The sequence below is a fragment of the Streptomyces sp. Y7 genome (genome assembly GCF_043195415.1).
Classification (GTDB): domain Bacteria; phylum Actinomycetota; class Actinomycetes; order Streptomycetales; family Streptomycetaceae; genus Streptomyces.
The window spans coordinates 569,127-581,447 of sequence record NZ_JBIDDQ010000002.1 but is presented as its reverse complement, the minus strand read 5'-3'; the positions used below and the strand labels follow the sequence as shown (position 1 = coordinate 581,447).

Below are 12,321 nucleotides of genomic sequence, written 5' to 3'. Positions count from 1 at the left end.
GATCGCCTGGCCTGGTCAGCCGCCCGCGGTCACCTGGTCCAGCGGCAGCCACAGGGTGGTGTTCGAGGACGGCCCGACGTTCGTCCGGCGTACGCGGGTGAGTTCGGCGTCGGTCAGGGCCCGGTTCCACACGCGGACCTCGTCGATGCCGCCGGTGAAGAACGCCCGGCTGTCCATGCGCTGGCCGATGTGCACGCCGAACGGCGAGTTGCGGCTGACGGATCCGGCCACGTCGGCCGTGCTGATCGCCCTGCCGTCGATGAAGAGGGTGAGCCGTCCGCCGCCGCGCCGCAGGGCCAGGTGGTGCCACCGGCCGTCGTTGTGCGCGGCCGTGGTGCTGACGGACGCCGACCGCACGGCCGTCGCTCCGCTGCGCACCGTCATCAGTCCGCGGACCCGGTTGCTCGCCGGTTCGCCACGGAGCCAGAACTGCGGCTGGCTGCCCCCGATGCCGCCCATCCACAGCAGTGGCTGCTCGCCGGTCCGGGCCGTGTAGCGGAACCACAGGGAGGCGGTGAAGCCCTGGGTACCGAGCTCCAGTTGATTGCGGAACGGCAGGCGTACGGCGTTGTCGGCGCCGTCGAAGGCCAGGGCGCTGCCGAACACGCCGGCCGTCGGCGAGGCCCCGCCGAGCACGGTCGCCCGCGGTGCGGCCGGGGCACGGTCGGCGGTGGTCGGGTCGGCGCCGCGGCGCGGCTTGAGCCACTCCTCGTTGAAGCGGGTGAAGCGGATCTCGTCGCGGGCGTCGACGGTGCCGCCCTCGTACATCAGCCCCACCACGTCGCCACCGATGTGCACCATGTCGGAGTAGCCCGACCAGTCCTGGGTCACCACGGTCCCGCGGTCGACGCTGTCCCAGGTGGTGCCGCCGTCGTAGGAGGAGCGGATCATCAGGGTCCGGCGGCGGTCGGGGTCGCCGGGGCAGGACAGGAGCAGCCGGCTGCCGAGTTGCAGCGTCGCCCCCTGGACCTGCGGGGTGTACAGGCTCGGGAGGGGCCGGAACGGGTGGGTGAAGGTGTTTCCGCCGTCCACGCTGAAGGTCTGGCTGCGATGGCCCAGATCGGTTCCGTCCTGCTCGCGGCCGCTGACCAGGATGGCACCGTCGGTGCGCTCCGTAAGGGTGACTTCGGACGGCTTCTGGTGGAAGGTGCCGTCGGTGGCGACAGGCCAGGAGTCGGTGGCGCCGCGACGCCAGTTGGTGCCGCCGTCGTCGCTGACGATGAGGGCCGCGTGGTTGGCGCTGACCCGACTGCCGTTCCAGGTCTCGGCGTTGACGCCGAAGACCAGTCGTCCGGCGTGGCTGCCGCGGGTGAGCTGGATCCCGTGGACGGGGCCGGTGGCGTACCAGGAGTTCCAGTTCGACGGCATGATCTGCGAGCTGAGGTTGCGCGGCCGGGTCCAGGTGCGGCCGTCGTCGTCGCTGTACTGCAGGTGGGGTCTGCGGTTGCACGGCACGGCACAGCTGGAGCCGTCCGGAGTCGCCGGGTTGTGTGTCTGCGGGAGCAGGATGCGGCCGGTCGCCCGGTTCACGAGCGGGGCAGGGTTGCCGTGGGTGTTGCCGGCACCGTCCGTGACGACCTGGAGCGGTCCCCAGGTGCGGCCGCCGTCGGTCGAGCGTTTCATCACGATGTCGATGTCCCCGGCGTCACCGCAGGTGTCGTGCCGGCCCTCGGCGAAGGCGAGGAGCGTGCCCTGGTTGGTCCGCACGACGGCGGGGATCCGGAAGCAGGAGTAGCCGCCCGGATCCTGCGACGTCCTGAAGATCACCCGCTGTTCGAAGAGCGGGGCCGCTTGGGCGGGTTGGGCGTGGGCGGGGCCCACGAGCGCCGCCGCGGTCGCCATGACCACGCCCGCGGCGAGGTCGGCTCTCAGATGTGCGCGAAGCCTCGACGGCATACAAAGGCCCTTCGTTTCACCGCTCGTCCGAACATCCCAAGTCCTATTTATGAATATTTGGGGTTATTCGTGGTCGGTGACACGCCGCGGCAAGCGAGTGACGAACCGGTCGACCCGTCAGCCGAACCAGGAAGCGAGGATCGTGGGGAAGGCCGTCCCCTTCACACGGACGGGCCACTGGTCGCGCATCGGCCCGGCCCGTCCCGTGCTCTCTAGTCCCGCCCGGCGTCCTTGACGAACACGATCCCGTCGATGGCGCTCAGGTGGGCCGGGTCGAGGGAGGCGTACCCGAACCAGGGGGACACCCTGGGCGCGGGCCGAGGGTCGCCGAGGGCGGTGGCCAGCTCGGTGGGGTCGATGACGGACGTCTGCTGCGGGCGGACGTGGAGCAGCCCCTCCAGGGTGTCCGGCGGCGGGGTGCCGACGCCCTGGTGGCGGACCGTGCCGAGGGCGGTGGCGACGAAGGCGTAGTCCTGCCCGAGGCGCGCGCTCACCAGTGCGCCCGCGCTCCACCACTCCAGCCGGTCGCCGCCCATCCGCATCGAGCTCTTCTCCCGCTGCAGATGGGAGTTGTGGGCGTGGACGAACACCGGGCCACGGTCGGCCAGGGCCAGCAGGTTGTCGGCCATCATCCGGTCGCGCACACTCACCAGCCGGGTCAGACGGGCCGGTGAGGTGTCGGCCATCCAGTGGTGGTAGCGCAACAGGCCGGACGCGGTGCGGGCGTACAGGCGGGCCCGTTCCCCCTCCTGCCGCGTGGACTCCGCGAGCAGGTGCGGCATCTGCTCGTCCATCAGCGCGGCCAGGTCGTCGGCGATCAGGCGCAGCTCGCCGGCCTCCGCCGATCGCCCCACGGACCGGGTGGGGTCCATCATCGCGGCGGGGTCGGTCCAGCGGTCGTCGGTGCCGAGCAGGCGGTCGAGTGCGTCGGCGGTGCAGGGCAACAGGTGGGTCGGCACGCGGGCGGAGAGGTAGCCGTGCAGGGCGGTGAGCGCCTGCCGGGGGCTCGCGGCTTCCGTGATCTCCAGCGGACCGTCGAAACCGGCGAAGCGGATCCGCTCGGAGGCCGGGCGGTGTTCGTTGTGGGCGCGCATCCAGCGCACCAGTTCGCGGTTGCCCGCGAAGGCGCCCCATGCGTGGCTGATCCCGTGTTCCATGGCCGCGTCGAGGGTGCCTGAGCCCGAGGTGACGTAGTCGTCCACGAGCAGGCCCCGCAGGCAGTCGCTCTCGATCGCGATCGTCCGGTAGCCCTCCTGCTCGACGAGCTGCCGGAAGAGCTCGTTGCGCACCTCGAGCAGTGCGTCCTCGCCGTGGGTGGGCTCGCCGAGGGCGAGCATCCGGGGCCGGGCCGGGAGCAGCCTCATCAGGGAGGCAGCGTCGACGGCAGGGGCGGTGTCCTTGAAGTCAGTCGCCATGCCTTCAACGCTATCGTTGAACCTTCGGTTGAAACTTTGCCGCGCTATCGTCGGCCCCATGGGGCAAAACCTTCAAACGGGCGCACGTCTCCGACCGGTCGACCTGGCGCGCGGGCACGGCCTTTCCACGCAGGCGGTCAGGAACTACGAGGCGGCCGGCATCCTCCCGGCCGCCGATCGCACGCCCCACGGCTACCGCACCTACACCTCCCTTCACGCGGGAGCGCTGCGCGCGTTCCTCGCCCTCGTCCCCGGCCACGGCCACCGGACCGCGACGTCGATCATGAGGGCCGTGAACCAGGGACGCGTCGACGACGCCCTCCGCCTCATCGACGAGAGCCACGTCCAACTCCTCGACGACCGCCGGACCCTTCGAGCAGTGGAGAGCGCCCTGCGCGACCTGGAGCCGGGCATGGAGGCCGGGCCCGCCCATGGGGCCGATACCGCAGCCGCCTCCGGGGGCGGCGGCACCTTCATCGGACCGCTGGCGCGGGCGTTGGGAATCAGGCCGGCGACCCTGCGCACATGGGAGCGCGCCGGGCTGGTGACCCCGCGCCGCGACCCGCGCACCGGGTACCGGCTCTACGACGAGGCGGACGTCCGGGACGCCCGCCTGGCCCACCAACTCAGGCGGGGCGGCTACCTGCTGGAGCACATCGCCCCGCTGATCACCCAGGTCCGGGCGGCCGGCGGACTGGAGCCCCTGGAGGCCGCGCTGTCGGACTGGCACGACCGGCTGTCCGCCCGCGGCCGGGCGATGCTGACCGGTGCCGCGGAGTTGGAGGCGTACCTCGGCGAGCGCGGCTGACCCCCGCCCCCCCCACGCGAGCGCGTTCCGCGGCGGCGTCGCGACATACCCCGGACCTGGTCGACCCGGCCGACCGCGGGCGCTCACTGCCGGCGTGAAGCGGGCACGGCAGCGGTCGGCCGACCCGGTGCCGTGCCGGTCGGTGCACCGGCCCGGCCCACGCGTCGAAGACCTGCTCAGGCAGCCGTCCTGGGGTCGATCCACAACGCCTCGGAGAGGCCGCACAGTTCGCCCGCCGCCGTCGCGAGCGCCACGCCCATCGTGTGCTTGCGCCCCGACTCCGACACCAGCCAGGCGTACGAGATGTACGGCTCACCCGCGACGACCGGACGCAGGACCGTGCCCGTGAGGGACGCGGTGACCGCGCCCGGACGCAGGGTCCCGAGGAACCGGCCCGCCCAGTGCCCCGGACAGTCCAAGGCGCCCCAGATCAGCTCCGGCGGGAGCAGACCGTCCGCGTCGGCGAAGGAGGGTGACGGGATCCAGGCGGAGGCCACCAGGCCGAGATCCGGCACCGGTGTGCCGTGCACCCGCAGACCCCGGTCAGCGGTCCGCAGGCCGCAGCCGAAGCAGTCCACCACACCCGACGGCGGCGCCGCCCGGAACCTCCGTGCGGCCGCGTCCGCCTCGTCCCAGGCGGGGGCGGCCGGCACGTCGAGCCGCAATTCGGCGGGGCGCGCGGCCGCGAGGGGCCGCTCGGCCTCACCCAACTCCACGCCCTCCTGCGCCGTTTCGGCGATCCGCACCGGAACCTCGACCGGCACCGGACCACGGAAGTCCACCCGTACGGTGCCCGCCCCGGACCGCTCTGCCAACACCCCGGCGACATAGCCGCCGAAAGCCACCTCGGGGTAGCCCACGTACAGCTCGGGCACCACGATCGCGTCGTTCCTCGTCATGATCCCCACCTCACCACACCCGGGGTCCGGGCTCACGCCGACCGCCCTTTCCCGGAGCGGCGTCAGGAGTCCGCCACCAGCAGCTGGTAGCCGACGTCGAGCGACTCCAGGGCGAGCAGGCCGGCGTGCCGTTCGTGCCGACGGCCGGTCGCGAGGTCCTCGGCGAGCGCCGCCGGCCCGGGAGCGAGGACGTCCTCTCCGGTCTGGGCGAACATGGAGATCCCGGCGCGCACCCCCCCGGGTCGAGATAGGCCCGGGGACGGCGCCAGAACGCGGCGCCGAACCCGTCCGTGCGGTCATGGGGGACGCTTTTCGCCGCTCAGCCGACGGGCGGCATGTCGGTCGGGCTCGAGTCGAGCCCGGGCCGTTTCGCGGCCCAGGCGCCGCGGGTGAAGTCCGGGATCTCGACCGGGCGCCCGTCCCTCTCCAGGGACGCCGCGCTCAGCGGGACCGCGGAGCACCAGGCGGCGGAGTCGTACACGTCGATGTCGGGCACCAGTCCGGCGCGCAGCAGTTGGACGGTGCGCCATTGCAGGACGTAGTCCATGCCGCCGTGGCCGCCGTTGTTCGCGGCGTCGTCCCCGACCTTCCGCCACAGCCAGTGGTCGTACTCCTTGCGGTAGTCGGCGAAGTCGCGCCAGGTGTGGCCGGCGTGGTCCGGCTCGAGGTAGACACGCGCGCCGGTCGGGCCGGGCCCGGTGTAGTCCTCGACGATGCCGCGGCTGCCGGCGAGCGTGTTGATCCTGCTGTACGGCCGAGGCGAACTCACGTCGTGCTCGGCCCTGATGACCCGGCCCTTCTCCGTCTCGATGAGACAGGTGATCAGGTCGCCATTGATGTACGTCTCCTTCCAGGACGGGTGGTCCCGGGGAATGTTGCGCTCGCGGTAGTCGGCGAGCCCCTTCGGCGCGGTCGCGGTGGCCCGCAGGGTGGCCATGCGGTCGCCGCGGTTGACGTCCATCGCCGCCGCGATCGGCGCCAGTCCGTGCATGGGGTAGAACGAGGCGATGCTGCGGGTGTGCCACAGCCGCCGCCAGGAGTCGGTGTAGTACGTGTCGGAGAAGAGGAGTTCACGCAGGTCGTGGAGGTAGCCGCCATGGCCGTTGGTGATGTCTCCGAACACGCCCGCGTGCGCCATCCGTAGCATGGCCAGTTCGTTGCGGCCGTAGTTGCAGTTCTCGGCGAGGAGCAGATGCCTGCGGGTGCGCTCGGAGGTGTCGACCAGGTCCCACAGCTGACGCAGCTCGGTCGCGACGGGGAGCTCCACGACGGCGTGCCGGCCGCTGAGCAGGGCCGCTCTGCCGTGCTCGTAGTGGAACTCCCACGGCGTGGCCACGTACACCAGGTCGATGTCGTCGCGCTGGAGCATCCGCGCGTAGGAGTCGGCCGAACCGCCGTACTCGGCGGGGCGCGGCTCCCCCTTGCCGACCAGCCGGTCGGCGGCGCTGCGTGCGCGGTCGGCGCGGATGTCGCAGACGGCGGTCACGGTGCAGCCGGGCACGGCCGCCCAGCCCATGACCATGCCCGAGCCGCGGTTGCCGAGGCCGATGACGGCGACGCGGACGGTTCTGTGGACCTCGAAGGGCACGCCGACCATCGACTTCTGCCCGGGACGGCGGCGGGGTACCTGCCCGGTGGCGGCGGACACGGCCGGCGCCGCGGCGGTCATCCTCGCCGCGAGCGCGCCGGTGGCGACGGCTCCGCCCAGGAGCAGTCGGCGTGAGACAGCGGGTGTTTCGGACATGACGGCAACACTCCTCGGTGGGGTCGCTTGCATCACTGCCGGTGCACTGTCGGGGGGTGTGGGGGACGCGGGGACTGTCGGTGCACGACTCTGCGGGCTGCGACACATGCATGTCAATATGTGCTCGATAGAGAGCTGTTCCGAGCAGTATCGAGCATCACCGTGGGTGTTGAGGGCTGCCTGGTCGGAGCAACGAGTGCCGGGGGAAAGGCCGTCGGCCCGTCGGCACCGCGAAGCAGCGGTACCGACGGGCCGACGGGCCGGAGGTCAGGGCAGTACGACGATCTTGCGTCCCTGGCCGGCGGCGAACTGCTCCAGCGCCCGCGGATACTCCGTCAGCGGCAGCCGGTGGCTGATGAAGACCTGCGGGTCGAGCACCCCGGTGGCGAACAGTTCCGCGGCACGCTCGTAGCTGTGCAGCACCGCCATCGAGCCGGTGATCGTGATCTCCTGGTTGTAGATGCGGTACGGCGAGATGGTGGCCTTCGTGGCGTAGTCGGAGACCCCGAACTGCAGGAACGTGCCCGCCTTGGCGACGCGCTCCAGGCCGTCCTGGATGGCGGCGGCGTTCCCGGTCGCGTCGACGACCACGTCCCAGCCGCCGGCGCGTCCCAACTCAGCTGCGGAGAGCGCCACTTGGGAGCAGCCGAGCTTTTCCGCCGTCACCAGTCGCTCCGGGTTGACGTCGACGACGTCCACCGAGGCGGCGCCGGTGCGCTTGGCGAGCTCCAGCATCATCAGGCCCATCGTGCCGCTGCCGTAGATCAGCACGTGGGACCCGAGCCTGCTGTTGAGCACGTCGTAGCCGCGCACCGCGCAGGACAGCGGCTCGATCAGGGCGGCGTCCTGCACGTCCACGTGGTCGGGCAGCCGTACGCAGTTGGCGACGGGCGCGACGGCGTACTCGGCGGCGCCACCGGACACCGTCACACCGATCGCCTGCCACCGGTCGCACAGGTTGTTGCGGCCGGCCCGGCAGTAGCGGCACTCGTGGCAGTAGAGCGAGGGGTCGACGGCGACCCGGTCGCCGAGGGCGAGTTCGGTGACCTCGCTGCCGAGGCCCACGACCTCCCCCGCGAACTCGTGCCCCGGCACCACCGGCAGGGTCGGCGCGAACTCGCCCTGGAGGATGTGCAGATCGGTCCCGCACAGCCCGCAGGCCGCCACGTCGACCACGACCTCGCGCGGCCCGGGGGTGGGGTCGGGCACCGTGGTGACGGTGACCTTGCCTGGTGCTTCGATGACGGCGGCTTTCACTTGACTGCTCCTAGGGACAGCCCTCGGACCAGCTTGTCCTGGGCGGCGAAACCGGCGATGAGGACCGGCAGGGAGACCAACGTGGCGGCGGCGCAGAGCCGGGCGAGGAAGAGGCCCTCGCTGGTGATGAAGCCGACCAGGAAGACCGGCGCGGTCGAGGCGTTGGTCGCCGTGAGGTTGACGGCGAACATGAACTCGTTCCAGCTGAAGATGAAGCAGATCAGCGAGGTCGCGGCGAGCCCCGGCATGGCGACCGGCGCGACGATCCGCAGCAGCACGGTCGGCAGACCCGCGCCGTCCACCTCGGCGGCCTCGAGGATCTCCTTGGGCACCTCGGCGAGGAACGAGCGCATCATCCACACCGCGATCGGCAGGTTCATCGCGGTGTAGAGGACGATCAGCGTCCACACGTTGTCCAGCATCCCGGCGTCCTTGACGATCAGGTACACCGGCAGGAGGGCCGCGATGGCCGGCAGGAACTTGGTGGACAGGAAGAAGAACATCACGTCGGTCCACTTCCGGACCGGCTTGATGGACAGCGCGTAGGCCGTCGGCACCGCCAGCACGAGCACCAGAAGCGTCGAAATGACGCTCGCCATGGTCGAGTTCAGCAGGAACGGGGTGATGTCGCGGCTGAACAGCAGCTTGTACTGGTCGAAGGTGACCGGCGCCAGCGGGCTCGGCGGGTTGGTCGCCGCGTCCGCCTCCTGGTGGAAGGACGTGAGCACCATCCACGCGACCGGCGCGAAGAACGCCAGGGTCGCGAGCCACGCCACGAACGTCCACAGCGGGGACAGCCGGGGCGTGCCGCCGTGGTCCTCGCGGCGTCGCAGGGCCTTCCTCAGCCGCGCGCCGGGCGCGGCGACCGCCGTCTGCGTGGTCATCGGGACACCTCCTCGCGGAACAGCGACGCGATGGTGCGCAGCGCGAAGGTCGCGATCACGATGGAGCCGAGCACGACGACCACGCCGGCGGCGGCCGCCTGGCCGTACTCGTACTTGCGGAACATGGTCAGGTAGATCTCGTAGGGCAGGTTGGTGGTCCGGGAACCGGGGCCGCCCTGGGTGATCGTGTAGACCGCGTCGAAGGTCTGCACGACGTAGATCGTGCCGAGCAGGATGCCCAGTTCGAGGTACTGGCGCAGATGCGGCAGGGTGATGAAGCGGAAGGTCGCCATGGCCGACGCCCCGTCGACCCGGGCCGCCTCCAGGACGTCACCGGGCTGTGCCTGGAGACCGGCCAGGATGATGAGCATCATGAACGGCGTCCACTGCCAGACCAGCGAGAGCACGACGGCGGGCATCGGATAGGAGGACACCCAGTCGATCGTGGGGCCGTTGTCCGCGCCGCCCAGGCGGTACACGGCGTTGAGGGTGCCGTTGAGCAGGCCGTAGTCGGGGTTGTAGATGGCGTGCTTCCACAGCAGCGCCGCGGCGACCGGCATGACCAGGAACGGGGCGATGAGCAGCGTCCGGGCAAGCCCCCGGCCGATGAAGCGGCGGTCCAGCAGCATCGCCAGGCCCAGGCCGAGCAGCACGCTGATGAGGACCACCGAGGCGGTGAGGACGACGGTGTTGAGCACCGCCGTGCGCAGCCGCTCGTCGGTGAAGACGAACGTGAAGTTGGACAGACCGACGAAGTGCCGCTCGCCCGGCTTGAGGACGTTCCACTGGAGCGTGGAGATGACGAGCGTGGCGACGAACGGCAGCTGGGTGACGACGATGGTGAAGACCAGCGCCGGAAGCAGCGGGATGCGGCGCTTCCACTTGCCGGCGCCGGCGGACGGGCGTGGGCGGCCGGGCGGTGGAGCGGTCTTGGGGGGTGCGGTGAGTGTGGTCATGGCGGTTTCCTCTGCCAGTGACGGCCGGGAGACGGGAGAAGGCGGGCCCGGCCGGCCCAGGAGCCGGCCGGGCGATGACGGTCACCGGTAGTTCTTGGCGACTTCCTCGGCGAGCTTCTGGCCGTCGTCGAGCGCCTTGTCCACGCTGGTCTTGCCGGCGATGGCGGCGGAGATCTCCTGCGTGACCTTCGTGCCCAGGTCCTGGAACTCGGGGATGGCCACGTACTGGACCCCCACGGTCGGCCTCGGCTGGAGGCCCGGGTTGGCGGGGTCGGCCTGCTCGATGGACTTCAGCGTGATGTCACCGAACGACGCGGCGGCCTTCTGGTACTCCGGGAGCTCGTAGGTGCTGGCCCGCTTGCCGGCCGGAACGCGCGACCAGCCGAGCTTCTCGCCGACCGTCTTCTCGTACTCCTTGCTGGAGGCCCACAGCATGAACTTCGACGCGGCGTCGGCGTTCTTCGTGGTCTTGGGCATCGCCCACGCCCAACTCCACAGCCAGCCACTGCTCTTGGTCTCGGCCGTCGGCGCGTACGCGTAGCCGACCCGGCCGGCGATCTTGCTGGACTTCGGGTCCTCCAGCGACCCGGCCGCGCTGGTCGCGTCGTACCACATCGCGACCTTCTTCTGGCTCATGGCGTTCAGGCACTCGGTGAACCCGGCCTGCGCCGCGCCCGCCTCGCCGTGCTCGCGGACCAGGTCGACGTAGAAGTTCGCCGCCTTCTTGAACTCCGGCGAGTTGACCTGCGCCTTCCAGTCCTTGGTGAACCAGGTGCCGCCGTAGGTGTTCACCACGGTCGTCAGCGACGCGCCGAGTTCGCCCCAGCCGGCCAGCCCTCGCAGGCAGATGCCCCGCATGCCCGGCTCAGCGCCGTCCACCTTGGCCGCGATGTCGGCTATCTGCTGCCAGGTCGGGCGCTCGGGCACGGTGATGCCCTTCGCCTCCATGACGTCCTTGTTGTACATCAGGAACGAGGACTCGCCGTAGAACGGCAGGGCGTAGAGCTTGCCGTCGGAGCCGGACAGCGAGGTGACCATCGGCTTGAGCAGGTCGGCCTTGTCGAAGGCGCTGTCCTTGTCGGCGTAGGAACTGAGTTCGTGCAGCCAGCCGTTCTTCTCCCAGATGGGCACCTCGTAGGCGCCGATGGTGGCGACGTCGTACTGGCCGGCCTGGGTGGCGACGTCCTGGGTGACCTTGTCGCGCAGCTCGTTCTCGGGCAGGACGGTGAAGTTCACCTTGATGCCGGTGTCCTTGGTGAAGGTGTCCTTGGTCAGCTTCGCGATGTCCTCCATCTGCGGGTTGCCGACCATCAGCACGTTGATGCTCTTGCCGTCGCCACCACCGGAGCCGGCGGAGCCGCCCGCCCCGCTGCACGCGACCAGCAGCGAGCTCGCGGCCGTCGCCGCGGCGACGACATGGATCATTCTTCGTGTGCGCATGACTGACTCCAGGGATGTGTTGCGAGGGTGTGCGGAACCAGGCCCCCGGAGGTGCGGGGGCGGGTGGGTGACGAGATGAACCGCGGCTCAGACCCGGATGACCTCGGGGCCCAGCAGTGAGTAGCGGTGCGCCTCGGAGGCGCTGAGTCCGGCGTCGGTGACGATCGCCTCGAACTCCGTGACATCGGCGAAGCGGCAGAAGCTCACGGCGCCGAACTTCGTGTGGACACCGGAGAAAACCCGGCGCCTGGCGGTCCTGAGGACCTGGGACTTGACCTCGCTGACGGCGGGGTCGGGGGTGGTGAGCCCGAACTCGCGGGAGATGCCGTTCGCGCCGACGAAAGCCAGGTCGATGACGAGGCCGGCCAGCATGCGGGTCGCCCAGTGGTCGACGGTGGCCAGCGTCCCGCCGCGCACCCGGCCCCCGAGCAGCAGCACGGTGAAGTTCTCGGCCGACGCCAGGTCACCGGCCGTGGCCAACGAGGAGGTGACCACGGTCAGTCGGCGGTCGCGGGGGAGTGCGGCGGCGATGAGCTGCGGGGTGTAGCCCTCGTCGACGAAGACGGTCTCGGCGTCCCCGAGCAGGTCCGCCGCGGCTGCCGCGATCCGGGACTTCTCGGGAACGTGCATGGTGGTGCGGAAGGCGAGCGTCGTCTCGAAGCTGCGGCTCTCCACGGGGTGGGCGCCGCCATGGGTACGGCGGACCAGCCCGTGCCCCTCCAGCAGATTCAGGTCCCGCCGCACGGTCTCCTTGGAGACCCCGAGGTCGGCTGCCAGCTCTCCCACATCGACGGATCCGGAACAGCGTGCCCGTTCCAGGATTCCGCGTCTTCGTTCCTCGGCGTCCACGGCGACACCTCCGTTTCACACGCGGCGCGCTGTTTCCGCGCCGGCTGTTTCCCGGAGCCCGTCCCATTCGGCTTCGGTGGCCAAATTTCTACAAGGGGATCACCGGTAGTGACCAGATTCGCCGTAGAGCGGTTCGTGACCGAATGTGCCCGTATTTCAACGTGGGCAGTGCC

11 protein-coding genes are annotated in these 12,321 nt (G+C 70.7%); 1 reads left to right on the top strand and 10 read right to left on the bottom strand.

The window, feature by feature from the left end:
* Nucleotides 1–15: 15 nt before the first annotated feature.
* Together ACGFW6_RS08535 and ACGFW6_RS08530 are read right to left on the bottom strand one after the other, a co-directional pair.
* Complete coding sequence (locus ACGFW6_RS08535; RefSeq protein WP_393506037.1) at nucleotides 16–1,896, bottom strand: exo-alpha-sialidase; 1,881 nt, start codon at nucleotides 1,894–1,896, stop codon at nucleotides 16–18.
* A 212-nt stretch (nucleotides 1,897–2,108) separates the two neighbouring features.
* The gene (locus ACGFW6_RS08530; protein ID WP_393506035.1) at nucleotides 2,109–3,311 is read right to left on the bottom strand and encodes an erythromycin esterase family protein; all 1,203 of its coding nucleotides are present in this window, start codon (nucleotides 3,309–3,311) and stop codon (nucleotides 2,109–2,111) included.
* Between the two features lie 58 nt (nucleotides 3,312–3,369).
* Between ACGFW6_RS08530 and ACGFW6_RS08525 the strand changes: the two genes are divergently transcribed.
* Nucleotides 3,370–4,119 (top strand): TioE family transcriptional regulator, encoded by a 750-nt coding sequence (locus ACGFW6_RS08525; protein ID WP_393506033.1) that lies wholly within the window; start codon nucleotides 3,370–3,372, stop codon nucleotides 4,117–4,119.
* A 176-nt stretch (nucleotides 4,120–4,295) separates the two neighbouring features.
* Here the strand turns inward: ACGFW6_RS08525 and ACGFW6_RS08520 are convergent, their stop codons facing one another.
* The 8 genes from ACGFW6_RS08520 to ACGFW6_RS08485 all read right to left on the bottom strand — a co-directional run bounded on the left by ACGFW6_RS08520 (nucleotide 4,296) and on the right by ACGFW6_RS08485 (nucleotide 12,148).
* Nucleotides 4,296–5,018: a hypothetical protein gene (locus ACGFW6_RS08520; protein WP_393506030.1), complete on the bottom strand. Its 723-nt coding sequence runs from the start codon at nucleotides 5,016–5,018 to the stop codon at nucleotides 4,296–4,298.
* Between the two features lie 62 nt (nucleotides 5,019–5,080).
* The gene (locus ACGFW6_RS08515) at nucleotides 5,081–5,233 is read right to left on the bottom strand and encodes a hypothetical protein (protein ID WP_393506028.1); all 153 of its coding nucleotides are present in this window, start codon (nucleotides 5,231–5,233) and stop codon (nucleotides 5,081–5,083) included.
* A gap of 104 nt (nucleotides 5,234–5,337) precedes the next feature.
* Nucleotides 5,338–6,762: a Gfo/Idh/MocA family protein gene (locus tag ACGFW6_RS08510; protein ID WP_393506026.1), complete on the bottom strand. Its 1,425-nt coding sequence runs from the start codon at nucleotides 6,760–6,762 to the stop codon at nucleotides 5,338–5,340.
* A gap of 267 nt (nucleotides 6,763–7,029) precedes the next feature.
* The gene (locus ACGFW6_RS08505; protein WP_393506024.1) at nucleotides 7,030–8,019 is read right to left on the bottom strand and encodes a zinc-dependent alcohol dehydrogenase family protein; all 990 of its coding nucleotides are present in this window, start codon (nucleotides 8,017–8,019) and stop codon (nucleotides 7,030–7,032) included.
* Nucleotides 8,016–8,903 (bottom strand): carbohydrate ABC transporter permease, encoded by an 888-nt coding sequence (locus ACGFW6_RS08500; RefSeq protein ID WP_393506023.1) that lies wholly within the window; start codon nucleotides 8,901–8,903, stop codon nucleotides 8,016–8,018. Before ACGFW6_RS08500 ends, ACGFW6_RS08505 begins: the two co-directional genes overlap by 4 nt.
* Nucleotides 8,900–9,859, bottom strand: a complete 960-nt coding sequence (locus ACGFW6_RS08495) for a carbohydrate ABC transporter permease (protein ID WP_393506020.1) — start codon at nucleotides 9,857–9,859, stop codon at nucleotides 8,900–8,902. Before ACGFW6_RS08495 ends, ACGFW6_RS08500 begins: the two co-directional genes overlap by 4 nt.
* Before the next feature lie 81 nt (nucleotides 9,860–9,940).
* Nucleotides 9,941–11,299, bottom strand: coding sequence for an ABC transporter substrate-binding protein (locus ACGFW6_RS08490; RefSeq protein WP_393506018.1), 1,359 nt, complete (start codon nucleotides 11,297–11,299; stop codon nucleotides 9,941–9,943).
* A gap of 87 nt (nucleotides 11,300–11,386) precedes the next feature.
* Nucleotides 11,387–12,148, bottom strand: coding sequence for a DeoR/GlpR family DNA-binding transcription regulator (locus tag ACGFW6_RS08485; RefSeq protein ID WP_393506016.1), 762 nt, complete (start codon nucleotides 12,146–12,148; stop codon nucleotides 11,387–11,389).
* Nucleotides 12,149–12,321: the final 173 nt, after the last annotated feature.